We start from the raw sequence: 24250 nt of genomic DNA, 5'->3' as shown, positions 1-24250 counted from the left end.
ATTCGCGCCTGTTTTGTATGGAGCAAAAATGACAGACCAAACTGAAATTATTAATGGCGTACAGATTAAATATCGATATAAAAAGAGAAAATATGATACTCAGCATATGATTTTTATTTTTAGCGGATTTGGCGGCGCAGGAATGTTCACCTGGGATTTTGCCAATGCCCTTCAGGATTGCCCCGCGCATGTGGTCTGGATCAAAGATGATTTTGACAACGCCTGCACGTATTACTTATGCCATCACAACGATTTCTACGTTGAGCAGGCGGTAATTGCGTTTATCGACACGATGCTCATCCGCTATGGGCTTGATAAGACACAGTGCACGCTGGCGGGGTTTTCTAAAGGCGGCAGCGCCGCGCTCTGGTATGGTCTTAAATATCAGTTTAAAAATATTGTCTCCACGGTCCCGCAGTTTCATATCGGCAGTTATGCCAGAAAAAACTGGCCAGAGATTTTTACGCATATGACGGGCGAGGGGAGCGAAGCGTCAGCCCGACAACTTGATGCTTTATTACCTCGCCAGTTAAGCAGCGATACGGCGCTAGATAAAAATATCTATCTGCTCACATCCGAGGCGGATATTCAATATGAGAGCGAAGTGAAACCCTATATTTCTGACTTCAGGAAATACCACAACTTTAATCTCTTCATGGCGCAGTCACTGCTTATCCGAGAGCATAACCAGGTGACGTCTTACCATGTGCCGTTGCTGCTGGGGATTTTCTATTCGCTTTCGCAGGGCGCAGTTCCGCGCTATGGCGAATGTGAACTGGCGGCGGATAATAGCCTTTTGCCGCGCCCACTCAAGCCGCAACCGGTAGCGATATTAAAGAAAATTGCCGTCAAAGGCGCATTGTTGTTCCCGGAAGGCGTGGCGGTGCTGAAAGGACTAAACTGCGCTGAGTATCAGGATATTCAGGTCGATTTGGTTTTCAAAAAAGAAGGCTTTGAAGACGTATTCCGCATCGCGAAGGCCCATCGTTCGATTCTGTCGCGCCAGCTCTATGACGGCGGCTTTGTGAATTACGACAAAGGCTGGTTCTGTACGTCGCGCTATGAAGGGCTGTCGCTGGAGGCGTTACCCGCCGGAACGTATCAGGTCTGGCTGGATATTACGTGTCAGCAAACCCTGATGCGTAAGGCGCTTGAGGCCGAACCGGCGCTTGTTAATGGCACACTCGCCAGCAGCGAAGCGCTGGACGTCTTCAGCAACGACGGAAAAGTTTATGTCGCCCGTAAAGCACATTTATAACCCGACGAACGGGTTTTCACGGCTGTAAAACACCATATTAAGCTGCGTTTTATGCATCAGATAATAGCGAAACGTGGAAAACAACTGGTGATCGGGTCGAAAGGGCGTTTTCCAGAACGCATCCAGAGGCCCCTGAAACGTTAACCCTTCCATATCATACAGCGCCTTTCCCATTACCTTCAGGGGTTTATTGTGAATGAGCGCTGAGATCCCCGCCGTACTGTTGATGGTCACGACGCCTGCCGCATTGCTCAGCAACTCTGGTAAAGGCAGATCGTGCACATAAACCACTCGCCCGCTCACGCCATAGCGCTTGCACAGGGCGTTAATCAGCGAACGGTAAAGCCGGTGCCCTCTGTCCATCGGATGGTGCTTGATGACCAGCATTCGCGAGGCTAAAGCTCCGCGTGCAAATGAGCCGATCGTCTCCTCAATAAAATCACACATATCGCCGTAATCGCTGTGGTGCCGTAGCTGGCTGTCGTTAAAAACCTGTAGCAGGGCGAGAAAGTATCGTCCGCGATACTGCGAGGCCAGTGAACGTCGTATGCGGCGCTCCGTACAGCGATACCAGATCTTCCGTAGGGCGGCGCGCGTCCAGCAGGCGCCTTCATACCAGGGCGAGAAACATTTGTGGTGCTGGTAGCCCGGAAACGCACGGCGATGATAACAGCCCATCAGATAATACCAGGCCGCGTGACTAATACGCCTGAGGAGCGAAGGGGCGATGCGTCGCACATCAGGGACTGGCAGAAAAGGCAGAGTACGATAAAACCCTGCCTCCCGCGGCAGCCCGGAAAACCCATTCACCCCATTCTCTTCAAGCGTGATAAAACACGGGCGCAAATAGCCCTCTTCAAAAACCAGAAAACGAATCCCCAGCGTTTGCGCCCAGCGGCGGGCGGCCTGGTGTAGCGGTCGGCAGTCGCCGAAGCAGACCAGCGTATCAAATGACCACGTGCTTCGCGTTGCGGCAAGCCACGCGCCAAAACCCTCCGGCGTGCCTTGATACGGCAAGCTTTTCTCCTTGCGGCAGTAAAACCGATCGCCTCCGTTGAAAATAACCTGTCTGGCCTCGCGGCCTTTGCTTTCCAGCCAGTTGCCGAGGTCACGAAAAAACGGCCCCATCGGCCCTTGCAAAAGCAGGTATTTCTGGCCGGAAAGCAGAGTATCAAGGGCGCTGCGGTTCATGCGGTGTCACCGGGGTTAAAAAAGAGCGTGAAAGAGATTGCGGGCTTTATTGGCCAGACGCATAAGCGTTTTCCGGCGGCGCTGTAGCGCGCGGCGTCGCGCAGGCGACACGCTGAGGCGTGCGACGGCCTCTTCGGCGCTCATCGGCGTTTTACGCGTCGGGTGCAGGTAGAAGGGATAATCGATAAGCGTCGCGTGGATAAGCGCGTTAAGCGTGAGCCGCCGGGTGCGGCGCGGACAGGTATATTCATCGTGCGTCAGTCCCCATCCGGCATAGAACGGCATGCCGTAGCAGTAAACTGTTTTACCTCGCAGCAGCGCCTCAAAGCCGGTCAGCGAGGTGAGCGTATGCACCTCGTCGACCTGTTCGAGCACTCCGGCGATATCCGCCTGTGTCGCGAGGCAATCGGCCCAGCGCAGCGCGTCTTGTTCACTGGGCTCGCCCGATCGGTTACCGGCGGCCACATCCGGGTGCGCTTTGAAAACGATATACGCCCGCGGGTTTCGGGCGCGAACGAGACGCAGCAAGGCCGTGAGCGTGCGGATATCCTTCGTACCGCCGGCCAGCGAAGCGTCATCGCTCACCTGGCCCGGCACCAGCAGAACGCGGCGGCCCCATGCCGATGACGGCAGCCGCCATGCGCCGCCGGCATTGTATTTACTGACGCCGTTTTCGATTATTTGCTGACGCAGGCGTTCGGCGCGCATCTCCTGCGCGGGCGTCAGATGCGCCTCGCTAAGGGCGACTTCCAGATCGCTTGCGCGCGTGGCGTCGTAATAGAGGCCGCGTTTATCCAGCACCAGTGAAAGCGGGGCAAAGAGATCGGAGCCGAGACCCGCCGAACGCAGAAACGCATCCTCCATTCGCCATACGGGCAGACCATGCGCCTGCGCCGCCACCTGCCAGCGGGCTTCACCTGCCGTTCCCCAGACCACGCAGGCGTCGGCCTGCGGCACGCGGCGCATAAAGCGCAGCCGGTTATAGGGCGTGGCGAGAAACGGTTTCACGATACTGCGTTTCCAGAGCGTCAGCCCTGGCGTCCAGAGCGTACCGCGCAGCGCCAGTTGATGACGGCGCTGCAACGTCAGCCACGACAGCACATCAAACAGCGTGCCGGGCTCGCCGGTTTGCGGATTGAGGTAGCGTGCGTAGCGTAAATAGGCGGCGCTGAAAAGTGTGAGTAACGTGGCCTTGCCGCGCCGTGCGGCAAGCGTTGCCGCGGCCGGGTGCCTGTCGTCCGTCAGCCCCCATCCGGCATACCAGGGCTGGCCGAAGCAGACCACCGGTTTGCCCGCCATCAGCGCTTCAAAGCCGTAGTGCGACGTCACGGTGTAGACGCGCTCCACGCACCGCAGCAGCGACTGCGGGCTGGCATCCTGGGCTATCTGTCGGACGCGGCCATCCGCGCACATGTCGCGCAGATAGCCGCGCTTATGGCCGCTCACGACGTCAGGATGTGTTTTTACCCATATTTCGGCGCCAGGGTTTTCGGCGCAGGCAACCTCCAGCATCAGGCGGAACGAGGCTGCGCTGGCATTGCCGAGCGTGACCGACATATCGCCTGCGGTCTGATCCACCACCAGCACCGCGCGGGTCTCTGGCGCGCCGTCAAAGGGCGGCGCGTGGTTATACTTCGCCAGATCACCCTGCACGATAAGCCGCATCGCCTCCTGCGCCGCCTCACAGTGCGCGTCGTTGCCGGGCCGATCCTGAATCAGTTTCTCCAGCGTGCTTTGCTTACTGGCGTCGTAGTAGATGCCATCGTAATCGATAACCAGTGAAAGCGGCGGATGACCATGTACCGCCGGACCGGCAGAACGGATAAAGCCATCTTCCAGACGGATAACCGCACGCCCGGCCTGACGGGCGCGAGCCTCGGCCGCCGCCGCGCTGGGGCGATGACCCCAGACGGCGATAGCCGTAATATCGTCCGGGATAGCCCGGCGCGGCGTGAGTTTCCGGCAAGGCATTGGCAGCAGATGCGCTAAGCCGGGAATGCGCCAGATGCCCTTCGAGAAAATACCGGTTACCATTATTTTCATTGCCTTACAGCGTCAGGATAACTTTTGCTGCGACGGCCAGCTGGTACAGAATGGTCGAGATCCCGCGCGTCACTTCGATATTTTTCGACTCATACTTCGGCAGCACCATCAGCTCGTCGCCCGGCTGCATCTCATCGACCTCTTCGGCATCCAGCGCCGCGCCGTTCTGACGAATCACGATGACTTTCGCACCGCTGGCTTTTTGCGTCATGCCGCCGCATTTAGCGATGTAATCCTCAGGATCGAGCCCTTTCTCCCAGGTCACCGCGTTGGGGAACAGGACCTCGCCATGCACCATTACAAGAGAGGTTTTCTCCGGGATGGTAATCACGTCGCCATCCTCCAGCAGCACCGAATCAAGGTTGTTTTCGCTCAGCACCACTTCGCCCTGAGGCACCACGGTACGGGCTTTCGCCACGAAGCGACTCACCAGTTGCGCCTCCTGCATACGCAGGCGCGATTCTTCCTGGGTAGATGACTGCGCGGAGAGCGAGGCCTGTTCGAGCTTTTGCAGCGACAGATCCAGCATCTCTTTCTGACGCAGCGCGACCGAGCGGCGGTAAAGCTTGATGGCGTTTAGCTGCGACATGGTATTCGGGCGCAGTTTCGCCAGCACCTGACGCATCGTGGCGCCGTAAGGCAGCACCATCGCGTGTTCCCCGGAATGCGCGCCTTCCACACGTACCTGAATGGTGCCGGTATAGCGGTCAGAGCTGACCACCATTCTGTCGCCATCCTGAAGCGTGCGGCTGGCGGCCTCGCCAATCGGGAAGTATTCGCTCTGTTTCATCGCGCCTTGCTGGCGCACCAGCGTGACATGCGTGGCGCCCGGTTTAGGCCGCGCCCAGCGCAGCGCTTCGGCGACAGAGATACGCTCATCGGTGAACTCAAAGTCATAGCTGTTAAAAACATCGCCCTCGACGCCGAAAGTATGCTGGCGCGGGCCGACGATAATGGTGTCGCCGTCAGCAAACTGCGACAGGCTAAGGCTACCGTTGAGCAGGAAGTCATACAGATTGACGTGGGAGCGCGTTTTCTGGCCGCGTTTGACGGTGATGTCCACATAGCTGCCGCGATCGCTGTCCACGCCGCCCGCTTTGCTGAGGTAAGAGAGCAGGGAATCGGACGCCACGCCGCCATACAGCCCCGGCGTGCGGACGTAGCCCGTCACGAATACTTTCACCGGTTGCGCCTGGAGCAGCGAGGCGTAGACATTTACGTTGGATTGATAAACCTCTTTCACGCGCATGATTACCAGCGTATTGAGCTGGCTGTTAGTGACGCCAGCGACCTTCAGCGGGCCGACGTTTGGCAGGAAGATATTGCCTTTCGGATCGACGGTTAACGTGCCGTCATAGGCGAATGCGCCCCATAAACGCACCTGGATGGTATCGCCGAGGCCAATCACATAGTTGGGGTTAAAAGCGATGCTGGCGCCGCCCTCTGCGGCCTGTGACGTAAAGAGCTGCGCGCCGAACATACGGCTCATCACCGTGGCAGGCGCGGGCGGCGGGGTGTTATCAAAACCGTCGGCGCTAACCGGCGCGGATGACGTAGGCGTGAGTATCGGCGCTGCGCCTGTCAGCGCCGGGTCGGCGGTTAAATCAAGCGCGCTGGCGCTGGCCGACAAACAGAAAAAGATCAGTGAGGCGAATGAAACGTTTTTCATAACTCTCTCAGGGGTTAAAGCGGCAAGGTTAAGCACGATGATCGTCAATAATGGCCAGCAGCAGTTTGAGCGTGCCGAACAGCAGACCGCAGATCAGCAAACAGCTGGCTAACAGGTACAGCGTCTCGGGGTAGCGGGCTTCTTCAGCGAGCTGGGGAGAACTGATAACCGCCAGGCTTTTCAGCTTGCGGGCCGATTCCACGCGCGTTTTTTCGATGGCCGTCAGCGCCAGCTGGTACAGGTCGGTGTCGAAGGTCACGCGCGATTTAAGTTCTTCGAAATCTGCCGCCACGCGGTTAAGGCGGTTGCCTTCCGGGGCCGTAATGTTGTTTTTCTCTTTCTCAATCTGCGCGTTGATGGAGGCCAGCGTGTTTTTCGTGGTGATGACCGGCGGGGCATCTTCACGCAGATAAGTCAGCAGGGTGCGCAGCTCCGTTTCCTGACGGATTTTTTGTTCCGTAAGGTTGTTAACCGCCGAGCTTGCCGCTACAGCGGAAGCCTGCGGATCGAGCATCTGGTTGCGATTCTGGAAGGCGAGCAGGGCGCTTTTGCTGGCATCGAGCCGCTGACGGGCTTTTTCCAGCTCGCCTTCGGCAAAGGTTTGCTGATCGCGGGCAATGTGGTGCGAAAGCTCGTTGATAAACCGCTCAGACTCCTTCAGCACCGCCTGGTTGAAGCGCAGGGCGAACTGCGGCGTAAAGCCCTGCGTCTGGATGGTCAGCAGGCCGTTTTTGTTGTCGTAATCAATCGTGATGCGGTGGCGGTAGTAATCGAGAAACTCCTCCGTAGTGGCCCGGAGGAGAGGTGATAAAAGAGATCCAGCCCGCTCGCGCCAAACGCCTGCCTGAAATTAAGCTGCTTATCGAGCACGGTCAGGAGATCCGGCGAGTGCAGATACTCTTTCAGATACAGCGCGTCTTCGGCAGAGCTGGGGTTGGAGGCGCCCATCAGCAGGCCAATATTGAGGCTACCGCTGTCGATATCGCTGGCGCGCTTAATGGCGATTTGCGATTCGCTCACATAACGCGGCTGGCTGAAAATAAGCAGGTAAACGACCAGCAATAAAAACGGAGCGCCGATGACGATTTTCGCGCTGTGGCGCTGGAACAAAATAAGCAGGCGGGAAATGTCCTGACGCCGTATCCATGCTGAAAAACGCGTTATTTTAATGAGCACAGTGTGATTACCATTAATTTCATGAATAAATGACAGATATATATTTTTATAAAAAATGTTCTGACGGCGGCCCGGATTATTCCTGCGATAAAAGCGTGCGTGTGACGATAGCGCTTAACAGAAAGCCGCCAGCATAGCCGTAAGCCGCCGTCCCTGCTGGTAGTAAAACTACAAGCTGTTTGTCGTTTTTATGTATTGACGCTGAAAATGATGAAAAGCGAGGAGAGATGAGGTTAACGACGCACAGGCTACAGCCTGCTGACCCTGACAACGATTCCGTGACATTTTCAATCCATGAGAAAACAGAGCGCTAATAATAAAATTATTTGCCGTCGGAGAGCCGAAATCCGTATAAAACATCAGTGGGCAAATAGGGTTCATTAATTAACATAATAAAAATGAAGGAACAATGAGCAGGTAATAAATCAGAGTAGGGGGTGGGTATTAATCTGAATGATGTAACAGATAAAAAAACGGCCCTCTTGCGAAGGCCGTTAGCGTCATTACTTGGCGATACGTTTGTATTTGATACGCTTCGGCTCCAGCGCTTCTGCGCCCAGCGTGCGTTTCTTATACTCTTCATATTCGGTGAAGTTACCTTCAAAGAACTCCACTTTGCCTTCGTCCTGGTAATCCAGGATGTGCGTGGCGATACGGTCCAGGAACCAGCGGTCATGCGAGATAACCATCGCGCAGCCCGGGAACTCCAGCAGGGCGTTTTCCAGCGCGCGCAGGGTTTCGATATCCAGGTCGTTGGTCGGTTCATCGAGCAGCAGCATGTTGCCGCCGACCTGTAACAGTTTCGCCAGATGCAGACGACCACGCTCACCGCCGGACAGCTCGCCGACGCGTTTGCCCTGGTCCACGCCTTTAAAGTTAAAGCGGCCCACGTACGCGCGGCTCGGCATCTCAGTGTTGCCGATCTTCATGATATCCAGCCCGCCGGAAACTTCTTCCCAGACGGTCTTGCTGTTGTCCATGGCATCGCGGAACTGGTCAACGGACGCCAGTTTCACGGTTTCACCCAGCGTAATGGTGCCGCTGTCTGGCTGTTCCTGCCCGGACATCATACGGAACAGCGTGGATTTACCCGCGCCGTTCGGGCCGATGATGCCGACAATCGCGCCTTTCGGCACCGAGAAGCTCAGATCGTCGATCAGCACGCGATCGCCGTAGGATTTGCGCAGGTTGCTGACTTCCACCACTTTATCGCCCAGACGCGGTCCTGGCGGAATAAAGAGTTCGTTGGTTTCGTTACGTTTCTGGTATTCGGTGTTGTTAAGCTCTTCAAAGCGCGCCAGACGGGCTTTGCCCTTGGACTGACGACCTTTCGCGCCCTGACGCACCCACTCCAGCTCTTTCTCGATGGATTTACGACGCGCCGCTTCCTGAGAGGCTTCCTGCGCCAGACGCTGATCTTTCTGCTCAAGCCAGGAAGAGTAGTTGCCTTCCCACGGAATGCCTTCGCCGCGGTCCAGCTCCAGAATCCAGCCTGCGACGTTATCCAGGAAGTAACGGTCGTGGGTAATCGCCACTACGGTGCCTTCGAAGTCGTGCAGGAAGCGCTCCAGCCAGGCGACGGATTCGGCGTCCAGGTGGTTGGTCGGTTCGTCAAGCAGCAGCATGTCTGGTTTTTCGAGCAGCAGGCGGCAGAGCGCCACGCGGCGGCGTTCACCACCGGAGAGGTTCGCGATTTTCGCGTCCCAGTCCGGCAGGCGCAGGGCATCAGCCGCGCGCTCCAGCTGAACGTTCAGGTTATGACCGTCATGCGCCTGAATGATTTCTTCATATTTGCCCTGTTGCGCGGCAAGCTTATCGAAGTCGGCATCCGGTTCGGCGTATTTGGCATACACTTCATCCAGACCTTTCAGCGCGTTAACCACTTCGGACACCGCTTCTTCAACGGATTCGCGAACGGTGTGTTCCAGGTTGAGCTGCGGCTCCTGCGGCAGGTAGCCGATTTTGATGCCAGGCTGCGGACGGGCTTCACCTTCGATATCTTTATCGATGCCCGCCATGATGCGCAGCAGGGTGGATTTACCGGCGCCGTTCAGGCCCAGCACACCGATTTTGGCGCCAGGGAAAAAGCTCAGAGAGATATTCTTCAGAATGTGTCGCTTCGGCGGAACGACTTTGCCGACGCGATGCATGGTGTATACGAATTGAGCCACGTTGGACTTCGCCTCTTATCATGATTAAGGGTTTCTCAGCTGCGGAGTTTAGCTGTTTTCAACGCTTAATCCCAGCCAGCAACGCCGCGAATGCGGCGTAAGAGGCATTAATGCGCGAATGGTAAAAAAATGTTCGCGACATGGCGCAACGGCCTTCGCCTGGTTAGCATGAAGTATCTGAGAATTTCAGGCGGCATGAGGCTGCCGGTCAGTCAATTAACATGAGGAAGGATTGTGGGAACATCCAGACAGGTGGTCTGGCGGTGGCTGGCGGCGGGCGTCTGCCTGCTGACGCTCGGCCAGGCCGCACGCGCCGATTCGCTCGACGAGCAGCGCAGCCGCTATGCGCAGATCAAACAAGCGTGGGATAACCGGCAGATGGACGTGGTGGAGCAACTGATGCCCACCCTGCAAACCTATCCGCTCTATCCCTATTTGCAGTATCGCCAGCTCACTGACGATTTAATGAACGAGCCGACCATCGCGGTGCAGCAGTTTATCCAGGCGAACCCAACGCTGCCGCCGGCGCGCACGCTCACCTCCCGTTTTGTAAACGAACTGGCGCGGCGCGAAGACTGGCGCGGCGTGTTGGCGTTCAGCCCGCAGCCGCCGGGCAGCACCGAGGCGCAGTGCAACTACTATTACGCGAAATGGAACACCGGCGACGCGCAGGGCGCCTGGCAGGGCGCGAAAGATCTCTGGCAGACCGGCAAAAACCTGCCTGCGGCGTGCGAGCGGCTTTTCCAGGCGTGGCGCACATCCGGCGCGCAGGATCCGCTGGCTTATCTTGAGCGTATTCGGCTTGCCATGAAGGAGGGCAACACGTCGCTCGTCAGCTCGCTCGCCAGCCAGTTGCCGCCGGATTATCAGACCATCAGCAGCGCGCTGGTGAGCCTTGCGAACGATCCTAACAGCGTGATGACCTTTGTACGCAGCGTCGGAGCGACCGATTTCACGCGCCAGATGGCCGCGGTGGCGTTCGCAAGCGTCGCCCGCCAGGATGTGGAAAACGCCCGGCTGATGATCCCTTCGCTCATCCAGGCCCAGCAGCTTAATGACGCCCAGGCGCAGGAGCTGCGCGATATCGTGGCGTGGCGCCTGATGGGCAGCGATGTGACGGAAGAACAGGCCCGCTGGCGCGACGACGCCATCATGCGCTCAGAATCCACGTCGCTGATTGAGCGCCGGGTGCGTATGGCGCTCGGCGCCGGCGATCGCAGCGGGCTGAACACCTGGCTTGCGCGTTTGCCGATGGAGGCGAAAGAAAAAGACGAATGGCGCTACTGGCAGGCCGATTTGCTGATGGAGCGCGGACGCGACGACGAGGCGAAAACCATTCTACATTCGCTGATGCAGCAGCGCGGTTTCTACCCCATGGCGGCAGCGCAGCGGCTCGGCGAGGATTACCCGCTGCGTGTCGATAAAGCGCCAGCTGTTAACGGCGCGCTGTTTGAAGGCGCAGAGATGGCGCGCGTGCGCGAGCTGATGTACTGGGGGCTTGATAATACCGCGCGCAGCGAATGGGCGAATCTGGTCACCAGCCGCAGCAAGCAGGAGCAGGCGGCGCTGGCGCGCTACGCGTTTGACCGCAACTGGTGGGATCTGAGCGTGCAGGCGACGATCGCCGGTAAGCTCTGGGATCAACTCGAAGAGCGCTTCCCGCTGGCCTATAAAGATTTGTTCGCCCGCTACGTAAGCGACAAAGCCGTTCCGCAGAGCTACGCGATGGCGATCGCCCGTCAGGAGAGCGCCTGGAACCCAAAAGTGCGCTCGCCGGTCGGCGCGTCCGGCCTGATGCAGCTGATGCCAGGCACCGCCACCCACACGGTGAAGATGTTTAATCTGCCGGGCTACAGCAGCAGCGCGCAGCTTCTCGACCCGGAAACCAACATCCAGATAGGCACCAGCTATTTGCAGTATGTCTACGGAATGTTCGACAACAACCGTATTTTCGCCTCTGCCGCCTATAACGCCGGACCGGGGCGCGTGCGCACCTGGCTTGGCAACAGCGCGGGGCGTATCGATGCGGTCGCGTTTGTCGAAAGTATTCCGTTCTCCGAGACGCGCGGCTATGTGAAAAACGTGCTGGCTTACGATGCCTATTATCGCTACTTCATGGGCGGTAAGCCGGTGTTGATGAGCGATGCGGAATGGAGCCGTCGTTACTGATCGGCGGCGTTGTGCTATCCTGTCGTACTAGTGAACGAGTATGGCGGCATCTGATGACTCAACATTCAACCTATTCCGCGGCCCAGGCCGAACAGAGTAATCAGGAGTGGCTGCGCTTTGTGGCGCTCCTGAAACAATCTTTCGACAACGACCTGCATCTTCCTTTGCTGACGCTGCTGCTGACGCCGGACGAACGCGCCGCGCTCGGCACGCGCGTGCGGATCATAGAAGAGTTGCTGCGCGGAGAGATGAGCCAGCGCGAGCTGAAAAGCGAGCTGGGCGCGGGGATCGCGACGATCACCCGCGGTTCTAACAGCCTGAAAGCGGCGCCGCCGGAGCTGCGCCAGTGGCTCGAACAAGAGCTGTTACAGGCTCAGCGGTAAACTGCGTTATGAAAGGGGCTTAAGGCCAGGATCACTGCCTGATGGTAGACGCTGCTGCGCGTCAGCTTACCGGCGGTGAAAATGCCGATAGCCCCTTCTTTACGCCCAATTTCATCAATGCCTGTCCAGGCAGACATCACCGGCCCCAGCGCTTTTCCGGCGCGCACTTCATCCAGAATCGCGGCAGGCAGCGGCAGCGTCGCCGAGCGCGCTTCGCCACGCTGGTCTGCGCTTTCAATCACCACCCAGCTAAAGGTGCTGTCGTCATCGATACCGGCTTCAATCGCCACCCAGTAATCGGCTTGCGGACGCAACGCGCGGGCATTGATGACGCGCTGGCGTGCGCCCGTGCGCGTTTCGGCGCTGCCGAGCGGCTGTTCCGGTACGCCGCTATCGACGGAGACGGCGTCAATGTGGCAGGATGCTTCGCCAAAAATCTCGTTAAAAGCACGCAGAATCGCCTGAATTTTGGCTGGATTCGTCGTGGCGCAGACAACATGGTACATAATTCAATTCACACTCACAGACGTTTAAAGTCGCAGCAGTATAACGGATAAAAAGCATGTTACAGGTATATCTGGTTCGCCACGGTGAAACGCAGTGGAACGCCGAGCGACGCATCCAGGGGCAATCGGACAGCCCATTGACGGAAAAAGGGGAACGCCAGGCCATGCAGGTGGCGCAGCGCGCCAAGGCGCTTGGCATCACGCACATCATCACCAGCGATCTGGGGCGTACACAGCGCACCGCCGAGATTATCGCGCAGGGCTGCGGCTGCGACGTGATACTCGATCCGCGCCTGCGCGAGCTGGATATGGGCATCCTTGAGCGCCGCCATCTCGACACGCTCAGCGAAGAAGAAGAAGGCTGGCGCCGTCAGCTGGTGAACGGCACGCCTGACGGTCGTATTCCGCAGGGAGAGTCGATGCAGGAAGTGAGCGAGCGTATGCACGGCGCGCTGAACGCCTGTCTCGATCTGCCGCCGGGGAGCCGCCCGCTACTCGTCAGCCACGGCATGGCGCTTGGCTGCCTGGTGAGCACCATTCTCGGCCTGCCCGCGTATGCGGAGCGCCGTCTGCGCCTGCGTAACTGCTCGATTTCGCGCGTGGATTATCAGCAGAGCCCGTGGCTCGCGTCTGGCTGGGTAGTGGAAACCGCAGGCGATGTGTCGCATCTCGATGCGCCTGCGCTGGATGAGCTACAGCGTTAACGGCGGACTGGGATGAGGTACTCGCAGCGCAGGTTGATATCACGCTCCTGCGCTCTTGCTTCTTCGGTGAGCAAATAGCGCTCGATATCCTGACCACGGCGGCGCGTGAGCCCCAGCGCGGGCATACAGGTGCCGTAGACCGTCAGGATAAACTCCTGCACGCCGGTGCCCGGCCCTTCATAGGTGAACTGCACATACTCGCCGCCCTCCAGCGTCACCGGATGGGTGTGCTCCACGCAGCCCTCGGCCAGCGGCTCCGGCAGCGCCGTGGTGTAAAAGACTTCCTGTTCGTCGTCTTTTTCCACGCTCGGGCGCGATTCGTTGAGCCCGTAAAAAACCGGCGGCATGATCGGGCAGTTCGCCAGAAACTCGCGCCAGAACTGCACGCGCATCTGCTGGCGGAACACCGAGATTTGCTCAAGCGAGCAGGTATAGCTCTGGGTCAGGCCCGTGAGGTGTAGCGGCGCGAGCGTAACGAACTGGTGCGGTGGCGGCGTGAACGGCTCAAGACGGATCGGCGGACGCATGCCCTGCGCGTTCCAGTCCGGCGAGCGGCGATAGAGCGCCGGCGTCAGCGAAAACTGTTTTTTAAACGCGCGGGTGAAGGTCTGCTGTGAGTCAAAACGGTATTGCAGCGCGATATCGAGAATAGGACGAGCGGTCAGGCGCAGGGCGACAGCGGATTTCGATAACCGGCGCGCGCGAATATAAGCGCCAATCGCCTGGCCCGTCACCTCTTTGAACATACGCTGTAAGTGCCACTTGGAATAGCCGGCTTTCGCCGCCACATTGTCCAGAGACAAGGGGTGATCGAGATGGCCTTCCAGCCAGGTGAGCAGATCCCTAATGATCCCAGACTGATCCATATATAATTCTCATCCTTAAACGCAGTGCCTGAAAAAGTAGGTAGCGAATAGTAGCATTTTTGTTCTTCTGGCATTCAGTGTTTTCTTTTGGGGTTTAGACGAGATCTGCTGCTGTAAAACGGGCATTTTGAGTAACAATGTGATCTGTAAGGTTTTTTGTTCTCACAGTGAATAGTCACTAAACGTAACCTTTAATGAATGGTAACAATATGAAATATAGGACGTTATTAGTTCCGGTAATGTTTATGGCCTTAAGCGGCGGTTTACGTGCTGAAGAAATTGGATCGGTCGATACGGTGTTTAAATGGCTGGGGCCGGATCACAAGATCGTGGTGGAAGCCTTTGACGATCCGGATGTCAAAAATGTGACCTGTTACCTGAGCCGCGCCAAAACCGGCGGTATTAAAGGCGGCCTCGGACTTGCGGAAGATACCTCCGACGCGGCTATCTCCTGCCAGCAGGTCGGGCCCATCGAACTGAGCGATAAAATCAAAGCCGGTAAATCGCAGGGCGATGTGGTGTTCCAGAAACGCACCTCGCTTATCTTTAAAAAATTACAGGTGGTGCGGTTTTACGACGCGAAGCGCAATACGCTGGCCTATCTGACCTACTCCGATAAAGTGGTGGAAGGTTCGCCGAAAAACGCGCTGAGCGCCGTACCGATTATGCCGTGGGGTCAGGCCCGGTAATTCACAGGATTATTCAGGATGAATCAGACAACCGTCTGGCTGGTGGAGGATGAAACCAGCATCAGCGAAGCGCTGGCGTATGTGATGCAGCTCGAAGGTTTTACGGTACGGACGTTTGAGCGCGGGCTGCCTGCGCTCGACGCCGCCCGCCAGGCGCTGCCTGACCTTGTGGTGCTGGATGTAGGCCTGCCGGATATCAGCGGCTTTGAACTGTGTCGTCAGCTTCTGGCGGCGTATCCGGCGCTGCCGGTGCTGTTTCTGACTGCGCGTAGCGAAGAGGTGGATAAGCTTATCGGCCTTGAAATCGGCGCGGATGATTACGTCGCCAAGCCGTTTTCGCCGCGCGAAGTCTGCGCCCGCGTGCGCACCATTCTGCGGCGTTTGCAAAAACAGCAGAGCGGCGCGCAGACGGTCGTGCGGGCCGGGCGTTTCGAGCTCAATGACGATGCCGCGCAGATCGCCTTTTGCGATCAGCCGCTGCCGCTCACCCGCTATGAGTATCTGTTGCTCAAAACGCTGCTGCTGGCGCCGGGACGCGTCTACTCGCGCCAGCAACTGATGGACAGAGTCTGGGGCGATGCCAACGACAGTTTCGATCGCACCGTCGACACCCATATCAAAACGCTGCGCGCCAAACTGCGCGCGGTCAATCCTGAGGCATCGCCCATCAATACGCACCGGGGGCTGGGTTACAGCCTGGCGGTAAACTGATGCGCATCGGCATGCGGCTTCTGCTGGGCTATTTCCTGATTGTCGCCGTGGCGGCCTGGTTTGTGCTCGCGATTTTTGTACAGGAGATCAAGCCCGGCGTGCGGCGTGCGACGGAAGGATCGCTTAACGACACCGCCACGCTGCTGGCGGAAATCGCCCGTGACGATCTGCTGGCGGGCCATCCGCGCGACGGGCAACTGGCGCAGGCGTTTGAGCGGTTAAACCATTACCCGGTGAACGCCAACATCAGCGGCATCAAAAAGGAGCGCAATGAATATCGCGTTTACCTGACCGACGCGCAGGGACGTGTGGTTTTTGACTCCAGCGGCGCGGCGGTGGGGGAGGATTACTCGCGCTGGAACGATGTCTGGCTGACGCTTCGCGGCAAATATGGCGCGCGTAGTTCGCCGCTGCACCCGGACGATCCGGATAGCACGGTAATGTATGTCGCGGCCCCGGTACGCGACGCCGGACGCATCATCGGCGTGCTGAGCGTGGGCAAACCGAATATCGCGCTCGCGCCGGTGATACGGCGCAGCGAGCACCGGATCATGATGGCGGGCATCGCGCTGCTCGGTATTGCGCTGCTGACCGGCATCGTGATGGTGCTGTGGATCAACCGCTCCATCGGTACGCTGGTGCGCTACGCCGATTCCGTTACGGAAGCCGCGCCGCTGCCGCTGCCGGATCCGGGCAGTAGTGAGCTGCGGCGTCTCGCGCAGGCGCTGGAGAACATGCGCGTGCGGCTGGAAGGCAAAAATTACATTGAGCAGTATGTCCATGCGCTGACGCACGAGCTGAAAAGCCCGCTTGCGGGCATTCGCGGCGCGGCGGAGATCCTGCGCGAATCGCCGCCGCCAGCGGTGGCGCAGCGCTTTTGCGACAACATCCTGGAGCAAAACGCGCGTATGCAGGCGCTGGTGGAGAAGCTGTTGCACCAGGCCAAACTCGAAAACCGGCTGGATATCACGCCGGAGCCGGTGTTGCTGGCGCCGCTGTTCGCCACGCTCGCTGAACTGCACGCCTCGATGCTGCTGCAAAAAACGGTGCGGCTCACGGTTGATCCCGCCCCCGGCGACCTGCGCGTGGCGGGCGATGAAGCGCTGCTGCATCAGGCGCTCGGCAACCTTCTCGTGAACGCGCTCGACTTTACGCCGCCAGGCGGCGAGATAACGCTTGGCGCATGGCGGGAGGGCGATCGCGCCATCGTGCGCGTGATGGATACCGGCAGCGGTATTCCGGATTACGCGCTGGCGCGTATTTTCGAGCGTTTCTATTCGCTGCCGCGCGCAGGCGGGCAGAAGAGCAGCGGCCTCGGGCTCGCTTTCGTGCAGGAAGTGGCGCGGCTTCACCAGGGTGAGATTACGCTCGCCAACCGGCCGGAAGGCGGCGTTGAGGCGCGGCTGACGTTACCGATCGCCTGACTTCACCGACGCTTCACATAACTTCATTTCCACCCCACATAAGCCCTCTATCTTTGGCAGCATTGAAGAGGAGAGGCTTATGTTGAAATCACCACTGATGTTAAAAGGGCTGGCGCTGCTGGGCTGTATGGCGCTCCTGTTAATTCCGCTGCGCATTCTGAGCGTTATCATCGGCGAGCGCGCCGACTATCGCGACGATGTCTCACACTCGCTTGAGCAGAGCACCAGCGGGCCGCAAAAGCTGGTCGGGCCGCTTATCGCCATTCCGGTGACGGAAATCACCACCACCACGGAAGCGGGTAAAGACGTCACCAAAGAGCGTAATTTTATCCGTTACTGGTTGCCGGAGTCGCTGGTGGTCACGGGAAAGCAGGCGGTTGAGCCGCGCCACATCGGCATTTACGAAGGGCAAATCTGGCGCAGCGACGTCGCGCTGGAGGCGCGCTTTACGCTGCCAGAACAGGCGATGAACCCCGGCGCGCAGTACCGGCTGGGCGAGGCGCGGCTGGTGATGGCGGTAGGCGATGCGCGTGGCATCGGTAACGTGGGCGCGCTAAAAATCAACGGGCAGACGCTGGCGGTCGAGCCGGGTTCTGGTCTTGAAGAGGGCGGCCAGGGGCTGCATGCCAGGGTGCCTGCGGGGCTTTTGAATTCCCCGACGCTCGCCGTCAGTTTCTCGCTGGAACTGAATGGCACCGGCGCGTTTTCCGTCGTGCCGCTGGGCCGCAACAGCGAGCTGTCGCTTATCAGCAACTGGCCGCATCCGGGTTTCTACGGCAATTTCCTGCCGGCGACGCGGGAGATTTCCGCCAGTGGTTTCGCGGCGAAATGGCGCAGCAGCTGGTATGCCAATAACATCGACAGTGAATTTCAGGACACAGAGGCCGTCACGCTCCGCAACTTGCCTGCCTTTAGCGTGACGGTGGCGACGCCGGTCGATCAATATCAACTGACCGACCGGGCGGTGAAATACGCCGTGCTGCTGATAGCGCTCACCTATATGGCGTTTTTCGTCTGCGAAACGCTCAGCGGCATAACGATGCACCCGGTGCAGTATCTGCTGGTGGGGCTGTCGCTGGTGATGTTTTACCTGCTGCTGCTGGCGTTTTCTGAACATATCGGCTTTAACCTGGCCTGGCTTGCCGCCAGTCTCGCAGGCGCCGGGCTGAATACGTTGTATCTTCAGGCGGTGCTGAAAGGGTGGCGACGTAGCCTGATGTTCGCAGGCGGTCTGCTGGCGCTTGACGGCGTGCTCTGGCAGTTGCTGCGCTCGCAGGATTTCGCGCTATTGCTCGGCAGCGGGTTGCTGTTTGTCGCGCTCACAGCGGTGATGTTGCTGACGCGCCACATCGACTGGTATGCGCTGACGCCTGTGAAGCCGCGCTATAAGCAGCTAACGCCCGCGCCTCAGGAGGAGCGGTTCCGGCTCTGGAAGTAAAATACAGGCAATAAAAAAGGGCGGAATTTCCGCCCTTTTTGCGTTGCGCCGAAACGCCTTATTCCTGCAGATCGCCGCAGAAACGGTAACCTTCGCCATGAATGGTGGCGATGATTTCCGGGGTGTCCGGCGTGGACTCGAAATGTTTACGGATGCGACGGATGGTCACGTCAACGGTACGGTCATGCGGCTTGAGCTCGCGACCGGTCATTTTCTTCAGCAGTTCCGCACGGGTCTGGATCTTGCCCGGGTTTTCGCAGAAATGCAGCATCGCGCGAAATTCGCTGCGCGGCAGTTTGTACTGCTCGCCGTTAGGGCTAATCAGCGAACGGCTGTTGATATCAAGCTCCCAGCCGTTGAACTTGTAGCTTTCCACGCTGCGGCGCTCTTCGCTCACCGTACCGAGATTCATGGTGCGGGAGAGCAGGTTGCGGGCGCGGATCGTCAGTTCACGGGGGTTAAACGGCTTGGTGATATAATCATCGGCGCCGATTTCAAGGCCCAGGATTTTATCCACCTCGTTATCACGGCCGGTCAGGAACATCAACGCGACATTGGCTTGCTCGCGCAGTTCACGCGCCAGCAGCAAGCCGTTTTTACCCGGCAGGTTGATATCCATGATAACCAGATTGATATCATTATCAGAGAGGATCTGATGCATCTCGGCGCCATCGGTGGCCTCAGACACATCATAGCCTTCTGCTTCGAAAATACTTTTTAACGTGTTGCGTGTAACCAACTCGTCTTCAACGATAAGAATGTGCGGGGTCTGCATGTTTGCTACCTAAAAATTGCCAACTAAATCGAAACAGGAAGTACAAAAGTCCCTGACCTGCCTTATGCATGCCATAAATTAACATGCCCGGCGTAACATGACTAAAGTACGTAATTGCGTTCTTGATGCACTTTCCATCAACGTCAACAACATCATTAGCTCGGTCGTGGGTACTTTTCCCTCTGGACCCGACGGTGTCAAAAACGGCTGTCATCCTAACCATTTTAACAGCAACATAACAGGATGATACGATACCAACACCCAATAAAACTACTCTTCGTTGACATATATCAAGTTCAATTGTAGCACGTTAACAGTTTGATGAGATCGTCGCAGCGAAGAACTAACTTTGATTACATTTAAATAACAACACGGATAATTTCACCTCTTAATTAATAAACAAGGTGAATCCGATAAGCAAGCGGAATTTACATGGCTTTTATTGATGATAAACAGCCTGATAAAGGCGATTTTAAGGCATGATTAAACACGCGCTTTGCGTTTTATTCATAACTAATGTTTATCCTTTCTACCGCCACTTTTATGGCAAAATTGTATATAAAATGTAAATTCGCGACGCGTATTAATTAGCGTGCTGATATTTACCCCTACCACAGGATCACTGAGAGCCTTATGCGTTTGCCAATTATTCTGGTGTCTCCCGCCAGACCTGAAAACGTCGGCGCCGCCGCGCGCGCTATGAAAACCATGGGATTTACCGAACTGCGTATTGTTGAAAGCGCGGCGCATCTCGACCCGGCGGCGCGTCGCGTCGCCCACGGCGCAGGCGATATTCTTGATAATACAAAGCGCTACGACACGCTTGCCGCCGCCCTGGAAGATGTGGATTTCACGGTTGCCACCACGGCGCGCAGCCGCGCGAAGTTTCACTACTACGCGACGCCGCAACAGCTGTTGCCGCTGCTGGAAGAAAAAGCGGCCTGGCTGCCGGTGACGGCGCTGGTCTTCGGACGTGAGGATTCGGGGCTGACCAATGAGGAGCTGGCGTTGGCCGATGTGCTGACCGGCGTGCCGATGGTGGCGGACTATCCGTCGCTGAATCTGGGCCAGGCGGTGATGGTGTACTGCTATCAGTTAACCGCGCTGATGCAAAATACGCCCACCGCGGCGCCGCAGGCGGATCAACAGCAATTAAAAGCGTTACGCCTGCGTATTGACGCATTACTGACCACGCTCGGCGTGGAAGATGACCTGAAAATGGCCGACTGGTTACAGCAGCGTCTTGGACTGCTGGAGCAGCGCGACACCGCGATGTTGCATCGTTTGCTGCATGATATCGAAAAAAAAGTCGCGGTCTGAAATGCTGATAAGCCGCTACGGCATAGCATTAAATGCTAACCAGGCAGGGCGAACGCCGGTTTTTTGGGCCGTTAAGGCGGCTTTTATCGGTATCCATGGGGAAAGTTTCGGACGGTGCGTAAATGAAATATTCGTTGACTTAACCTGACGATTACTTTAACCAATAGAGATACAGGACAGAAAACAGAAAAGTACAGAGCACACAACATCCATGATCCGCATCAGCCTGACTACCATTATTACTACCACCACCATTACCACAGGTAACGGGGCGGGCTGACGCGTACAGGAAAAACTGAAAAAAGCCCGCACCTGAACAGTGCGGGCTTTTTTTTCGGCATAAAATCAAGGGGTAACAACCATGCGAGTGTTGAAATTCGGCGGTACATCGGTCGCGAACGCAGAGCGCTTTATGCGTGTCGCTGACATTCTGGAGAGCAATGCCAGGCAGGGGCAGGTAGCGACCGTTCTTTCTGCCCCCGCAAAAATCACCAACCATCTGGTGGCGATGATTGAAAAAACCATCAGTGGTCAGGATGCCCTGCCGAATATCAGCGATGCCGAACGTATCTTTGCCGAACTGCTGAAAGGCCTCAGCGACGCCCAGCCACAATTCCCGTATGCGCAGATGAAATCGCTGGTCGATCAGGAGTTCGCCCAGATCAAACATGTGCTGCACGGCATCAGCCTGCTTGGCCAGTGCCCGGACAGCATCAACGCGGCGCTGATCTGTCGCGGTGAAAAACTCTCGATCGCTATCATGTCAGCGCTGCTTGAGGCGCGCGGCCACAAAGTGACGGTCATTGATCCGGTGGAAAAACTGCTCGCAGTCGGCCATTACCTTGAATCGACGGTCGATATCACTGAATCCACCCGCCGCATCGCGGCCAGCAAAATCCCGGCGGATCATATGATCCTGATGGCCGGTTTTACCGCCGGAAACGACAAAGGCGAGCTGGTCGTGCTTGGCCGTAACGGCTCTGACTACTCCGCAGCCGTGCTGGCGGCGTGCCTGCGCGCCGACTGTTGCGAGATCTGGACCGATGTGGACGGCGTTTATACCTGTGACCCGCGCCAGGTCCCGGACGCCAGGCTCCTGAAGTCGATGTCGTATCAGGAGGCCATGGAGCTCTCCTACTTCGGCGCTAAAGTCCTTCATCCCCGCACCATTACCCCTATCGCCCAGTTCCAGATCCCTTGTCTGATTAAAAATACCGGCAACCCGCAGGCGCCAGGCACGCTGATTGGCGCGTCCAGCGATGAAGACGGTCTGCCGGTGAAGGGCATCAGCAATCTTAACAATATGGCGATGTTTAACGTCTCCGGCCCCGGCATGAAAGGCATGGTGGGGATGGCGGCGCGCGTGTTCGCGACCATGTCCCGCGCCGGGATCTCGGTGGTGCTGATAACCCAGTCGTCGTCCGAGTACAGCATCAGCTTCTGCGTGCCGCAAAGCGACTGCGCCCGCGCGCAGCGGGCGATGGAAGATGAATTCTATCTGGAGCTGAAAGAAGGGCTGCTGGAGCCGCTCGCCATCATGGAGCGGCTGGCGATTATCTCGGTGGTGGGCGACGGCATGCGTACGCTGCGCGGTATCTCCGCCAAATTCTTCGCGGCTCTCGCCCGCGCCAATATCAATATCGTGGCGATAGCGCAGGGCTCGTCTGAGCGCTCTATCTCTGTGGTGGTGAGTAATGACGACGCGACGACCGGCGTGCGCGTCACCCATCAGATGCTGTTTAACACCGATCAGGTGATCGAAGTATTTGTTATCGGCGTCGGCGGCGTCGGCGGCGCGCTGCTGGAGCAGCTTAAGCGTCAGCAGACGTGGCTTAAGCAGAAGCATATCGATTTGCGCGTCTGCGGCGTCGCCAATTCGCGCGCGTTGCTGACCAACGTTCACGGTCTCGATCTGGAGAACTGGCGCGCGGCGCTGGAAGAGGCCAACGAGCCGTTTAATCTCGGCCGCCTGATCCGCCTGGTGAAAGAATACCACCTGCTGAACCCGGTGATTGTCGACTGTACCTCCAACCAGGCGGTGGCGGATCAGTACGCCGACTTCCTGCGCGAAGGCTTCCACGTCGTGACGCCGAACAAAAAGGCCAATACCTCGTCGATGGCCTACTACCACCAGCTTCGTCACGCCGCCGCCGCATCGCGCCGCAAATTCCTCTACGACACCAACGTCGGCGCGGGGCTGCCAGTTATCGAGAATCTGCAAAACCTGCTGAATGCCGGCGATGAGCTGCAACGTTTCGCGGGCATTCTCTCCGGCTCGCTTTCTTTTATCTTCGGCAAGCTGGATGAAGGCATGAGCCTGTCTGAAGCGACCACGCTGGCGCGCAAAATGGGCTATACCGAGCCCGATCCGCGCGACGACCTCTCCGGCATGGATGTGGCGCGCAAGCTGCTTATCCTGGCGCGTGAGACGGGCCGTCAGCTTGAACTGAGCGATATCGTCATTGAACCGGTGCTGCCTGAAAGCTTTGACGACAGCGGCGATACCGAAAGCTTTATGGCGCGTCTGCCGCAACTGGACGATGAGTTTGCCGCTCGCGTGGCGCAGGCCCGCGATGAAGGTAACGTGCTGCGCTATATCGGCACCATTGAAGAAGACGGCGTCTGTCGCGTGAAAATCGCCGCCGTCGACGGCAACGATCCGCTCTATAAAGTGAAAAACGGCGAAAACGCGCTGGCGTTCTACAGCCGCTACTATCAGCCGCTGCCGCTGGTGCTGCGCGGCTACGGCGCAGGCAACGATGTCACGGCGGCGGGCGTGTTCGCCGATCTGCTGCGCACCCTGTCATGGAAGTTAGGAGTTTAAGATGGTTAAAGTGTATGCCCCGGCCTCCATTGGCAACGTCAGCGTGGGGTTTGACGTATTAGGCGCTGCGGTGTCGCCGGTGAACGGCGAGCTGCTGGGCGACTGCGTGACGGTGGAAGCAGCGGCGGAATTTTCGCTCACCAACACCGGGCGCTTCGTCAGCAAGCTGCCCGCCGAGCCGCGTGAAAATATCGCCTGGCAGTGCTGGGAGCGGTTTTGTCAGGAGATCGGCAAAACCGTGCCGGTCGCCATGACGCTTGAAAAGAATATGCCGATAGGCTCCGGGCTTGGCTCCAGCGCCTGCTCTGTGGTCGCGGGCCTGATGGCGATGAACGAATTTTGCGGCAAGCCGCTTAGCGACGACCGCCTGCTGACGCTGATGGGCGAGCTGGAAGGGCGCATCTCCGGCAGCATTCATTACGATAATGTCGCGCCCTGTTTCCTGGGCGGGCTGCAACTGATGCTGGAAGAAAATAACATTATCAGCCAGCCGGTGCCGTGCTTTGACGAGTGGCTGTGGGTGATGGCGTATCCGGGGATCAAAGTCTCCACCGCCGAGGCGCGGGCGATTTTACCGGCGCAATATCGCCGTCAGGATTGCATCAGCCACGGGCGTTATCTGGCGGGCTTTATTCACGCCTGCCATACGCGCCAGCCGCAGCTTGCCGCTAAACTGATGCGTGACGTCATCGCCGAGCCTTACCGCACAAAACTGCTGCCGGGCTTTGGCGAGGCGCGCCAGGCGGCGGCGGAGACAGGGGCGCTGGCCTGCGGGATCTCCGGCTCCGGCCCGACGCTGTTCGCGGTCTGCGATAAAACCGACACCGCGCAGCGGGTGGCGGAGTGGCTGAAGCAACACTATCTGCAAAATCAGGAAGGCTTTGTACATATTTGCCGTCTCGACACGGCTGGCGCACGAGTACTGGGATAACG

Annotated in this window: 19 protein-coding genes, 2 pseudogenes and 1 other annotated feature; of the genes and pseudogenes, 13 read left to right on the top strand and 8 right to left on the bottom strand. The window is 57.9% G+C overall.

The window, feature by feature from the left end; translation table 11 throughout:
- Window positions 1-28: 28 nt before the first annotated feature.
- On the top strand, window positions 29-1258 hold the full coding sequence (locus tag AB8W27_RS17700) for an alpha/beta hydrolase (RefSeq protein WP_041923165.1): 1230 nt from the start codon (window positions 29-31) through the stop codon (window positions 1256-1258).
- On the opposite strand, the gene AB8W27_RS17695 is transcribed toward AB8W27_RS17700, so the two are convergent.
- The 5 genes and pseudogenes from AB8W27_RS17695 to ettA form a co-directional block, all read right to left on the bottom strand.
- Complete coding sequence (locus AB8W27_RS17695) at window positions 1253-2449, bottom strand: capsule biosynthesis protein (RefSeq protein ID WP_012815203.1); 1197 nt, start codon at window positions 2447-2449, stop codon at window positions 1253-1255. The genes AB8W27_RS17700 and AB8W27_RS17695 overlap by 6 nt on opposite strands.
- A gap of 15 nt (window positions 2450-2464) precedes the next feature.
- A complete protein-coding gene (locus AB8W27_RS17690) occupies window positions 2465-4492 on the bottom strand; it encodes a capsular polysaccharide biosynthesis protein (RefSeq protein ID WP_041923166.1) in 2028 nt (675 codons plus the stop codon).
- 4 nt (window positions 4493-4496) lie between these two features.
- Window positions 4497-6161 carry a polysaccharide biosynthesis/export family protein gene (locus tag AB8W27_RS17685; protein WP_041923167.1) on the bottom strand — a complete coding sequence of 555 codons (1665 nt, stop codon included), beginning with the start codon at window positions 6159-6161 and terminating at the stop codon, window positions 4497-4499.
- A gap of 28 nt (window positions 6162-6189) precedes the next feature.
- Window positions 6190-7337: pseudogene (locus AB8W27_RS17680) on the bottom strand (capsule biosynthesis protein).
- A gap of 503 nt (window positions 7338-7840) precedes the next feature.
- Window positions 7841-9508: an energy-dependent translational throttle protein EttA gene (gene ettA, locus AB8W27_RS17675; RefSeq protein ID WP_007767314.1), complete on the bottom strand. Its 1668-nt coding sequence runs from the start codon at window positions 9506-9508 to the stop codon at window positions 7841-7843.
- 234 nt (window positions 9509-9742) lie between these two features.
- Here ettA and sltY point away from each other — a divergent pair, with 234 nt between their 5' ends.
- A complete protein-coding gene (gene sltY / locus AB8W27_RS17670; protein ID WP_041923169.1) occupies window positions 9743-11677 on the top strand; it encodes a murein transglycosylase in 1935 nt (644 codons plus the stop codon).
- Window positions 11678-11730: 53 nt separating this feature from the next.
- Entirely contained in the window at window positions 11731-12060 is a 330-nt protein-coding gene (gene trpR / locus AB8W27_RS17665) for a trp operon repressor (protein ID WP_007767317.1), read from the top strand.
- On the opposite strand, the gene yjjX is transcribed toward trpR, so the two are convergent.
- Window positions 12051-12566 (bottom strand): inosine/xanthosine triphosphatase, encoded by a 516-nt coding sequence (yjjX, locus tag AB8W27_RS17660; RefSeq protein ID WP_012815209.1) that lies wholly within the window; start codon window positions 12564-12566, stop codon window positions 12051-12053. The genes trpR and yjjX overlap by 10 nt on opposite strands.
- 56 nt (window positions 12567-12622) lie before the next feature.
- Here yjjX and gpmB point away from each other — a divergent pair, with 56 nt between their 5' ends.
- Window positions 12623-13270 (top strand): 2,3-diphosphoglycerate-dependent phosphoglycerate mutase GpmB, encoded by a 648-nt coding sequence (gene gpmB / locus AB8W27_RS17655; protein ID WP_004386285.1) that lies wholly within the window; start codon window positions 12623-12625, stop codon window positions 13268-13270.
- On the opposite strand, the gene robA is transcribed toward gpmB, so the two are convergent.
- Window positions 13267-14136 (bottom strand): MDR efflux pump AcrAB transcriptional activator RobA, encoded by an 870-nt coding sequence (gene robA / locus AB8W27_RS17650; protein WP_012815210.1) that lies wholly within the window; start codon window positions 14134-14136, stop codon window positions 13267-13269. The two genes, gpmB and robA, sit on opposite strands and share 4 nt — an antisense overlap.
- 209 nt (window positions 14137-14345) lie before the next feature.
- Between robA and creA the strand changes: the two genes are divergently transcribed.
- From creA to creD, 4 genes are all read left to right on the top strand, one after another.
- A complete protein-coding gene (gene creA / locus AB8W27_RS17645) occupies window positions 14346-14825 on the top strand; it encodes a protein CreA (RefSeq protein ID WP_007767322.1) in 480 nt (159 codons plus the stop codon).
- 18 nt (window positions 14826-14843) lie between these two features.
- Window positions 14844-15536, top strand: a complete 693-nt coding sequence (creB, locus tag AB8W27_RS17640; protein ID WP_012815212.1) for a two-component system response regulator CreB — start codon at window positions 14844-14846, stop codon at window positions 15534-15536.
- Window positions 15536-16960, top strand: coding sequence for a two-component system sensor histidine kinase CreC (creC, locus tag AB8W27_RS17635; RefSeq protein ID WP_041923170.1), 1425 nt, complete (start codon window positions 15536-15538; stop codon window positions 16958-16960). Before creB ends, creC begins: the two co-directional genes overlap by 1 nt.
- 79 nt (window positions 16961-17039) lie before the next feature.
- Window positions 17040-18398 carry a cell envelope integrity protein CreD gene (gene creD / locus AB8W27_RS17630; protein WP_041923171.1) on the top strand — a complete coding sequence of 453 codons (1359 nt, stop codon included), beginning with the start codon at window positions 17040-17042 and terminating at the stop codon, window positions 18396-18398.
- Window positions 18399-18456: 58 nt separating this feature from the next.
- Here the strand turns inward: creD and arcA are convergent, their stop codons facing one another.
- Window positions 18457-19173: a two-component system response regulator ArcA gene (gene arcA, locus AB8W27_RS17625; RefSeq protein WP_007675752.1), complete on the bottom strand. Its 717-nt coding sequence runs from the start codon at window positions 19171-19173 to the stop codon at window positions 18457-18459.
- A 97-nt stretch (window positions 19174-19270) separates the two neighbouring features.
- Here arcA and yjjY point away from each other — a divergent pair.
- The 5 genes and pseudogenes from yjjY to thrB all read left to right on the top strand — a co-directional run bounded on the left by yjjY (window position 19271) and on the right by thrB (window position 24248).
- Window positions 19271-19412 (top strand): annotated as a pseudogene (yjjY, locus tag AB8W27_RS17620) (protein YjjY).
- A gap of 394 nt (window positions 19413-19806) precedes the next feature.
- Complete coding sequence (locus AB8W27_RS17615; RefSeq protein WP_041923172.1) at window positions 19807-20493, top strand: tRNA/rRNA methyltransferase; 687 nt, start codon at window positions 19807-19809, stop codon at window positions 20491-20493.
- 211 nt (window positions 20494-20704) lie between these two features.
- Complete coding sequence (thrL, locus tag AB8W27_RS17610) at window positions 20705-20773, top strand: thr operon leader peptide (protein WP_071601047.1); 69 nt, start codon at window positions 20705-20707, stop codon at window positions 20771-20773.
- Window positions 20712-20829 (top strand) — a sequence feature (Thr leader region). (Overlaps the previous gene by 62 nt.)
- A 25-nt stretch (window positions 20830-20854) precedes the next feature.
- On the top strand, window positions 20855-23317 hold the full coding sequence (gene thrA / locus AB8W27_RS17605; protein ID WP_012815217.1) for a bifunctional aspartate kinase/homoserine dehydrogenase I: 2463 nt from the start codon (window positions 20855-20857) through the stop codon (window positions 23315-23317).
- 1 nt (window position 23318) lies between these two features.
- On the top strand, window positions 23319-24248 hold the full coding sequence (thrB, locus tag AB8W27_RS17600; protein WP_007765983.1) for a homoserine kinase: 930 nt from the start codon (window positions 23319-23321) through the stop codon (window positions 24246-24248).
- Window positions 24249-24250: the final 2 nt, after the last annotated feature.

Origin of the sequence: Cronobacter turicensis, from assembly GCF_041222865.1 — a bacterium.
Taxonomy (GTDB): Bacteria; Pseudomonadota; Gammaproteobacteria; order Enterobacterales; family Enterobacteriaceae; genus Cronobacter; species Cronobacter turicensis.
Note: the sequence above shows the minus strand (reverse complement) of the source record. Positions and strands in the feature narration are given on the sequence as shown.

Bases quoted from the DNA above. Each gene is read 5' to 3' on its own strand.
- AB8W27_RS17700 (WP_041923165.1), top strand. From the start codon at position 29: ATGACAGACCAAACTGAAATTATTAATGGCGTACAGATTAAATATCGA.
- AB8W27_RS17695 (WP_012815203.1), bottom strand. From the start codon at position 2,449: ATGAACCGCAGCGCCCTTGATACTCTGCTTTCCGGCCAGAAATACCTG.
- AB8W27_RS17690 (WP_041923166.1), bottom strand. From the start codon at position 4,492: ATGAAAATAATGGTAACCGGTATTTTCTCGAAGGGCATCTGGCGCATT.
- AB8W27_RS17685 (WP_041923167.1), bottom strand. From the start codon at position 6,161: ATGAAAAACGTTTCATTCGCCTCACTGATCTTTTTCTGTTTGTCGGCC.
- trpR (WP_007767317.1), top strand. From the start codon at position 11,731: ATGACTCAACATTCAACCTATTCCGCGGCCCAGGCCGAACAGAGTAAT.
- yjjX (WP_012815209.1), bottom strand. From the start codon at position 12,566: ATGTACCATGTTGTCTGCGCCACGACGAATCCAGCCAAAATTCAGGCG.
- gpmB (WP_004386285.1), top strand. From the start codon at position 12,623: ATGTTACAGGTATATCTGGTTCGCCACGGTGAAACGCAGTGGAACGCC.
- robA (WP_012815210.1), bottom strand. From the start codon at position 14,136: ATGGATCAGTCTGGGATCATTAGGGATCTGCTCACCTGGCTGGAAGGC.
- creA (WP_007767322.1), top strand. From the start codon at position 14,346: ATGAAATATAGGACGTTATTAGTTCCGGTAATGTTTATGGCCTTAAGC.
- creB (WP_012815212.1), top strand. From the start codon at position 14,844: ATGAATCAGACAACCGTCTGGCTGGTGGAGGATGAAACCAGCATCAGC.
- creC (WP_041923170.1), top strand. From the start codon at position 15,536: ATGCGCATCGGCATGCGGCTTCTGCTGGGCTATTTCCTGATTGTCGCC.
- creD (WP_041923171.1), top strand. From the start codon at position 17,040: ATGTTGAAATCACCACTGATGTTAAAAGGGCTGGCGCTGCTGGGCTGT.
- arcA (WP_007675752.1), bottom strand. From the start codon at position 19,173: ATGCAGACCCCGCACATTCTTATCGTTGAAGACGAGTTGGTTACACGC.
- AB8W27_RS17615 (WP_041923172.1), top strand. From the start codon at position 19,807: ATGCGTTTGCCAATTATTCTGGTGTCTCCCGCCAGACCTGAAAACGTC.
- thrA (WP_012815217.1), top strand. From the start codon at position 20,855: ATGCGAGTGTTGAAATTCGGCGGTACATCGGTCGCGAACGCAGAGCGC.
- thrB (WP_007765983.1), top strand. From the start codon at position 23,319: ATGGTTAAAGTGTATGCCCCGGCCTCCATTGGCAACGTCAGCGTGGGG.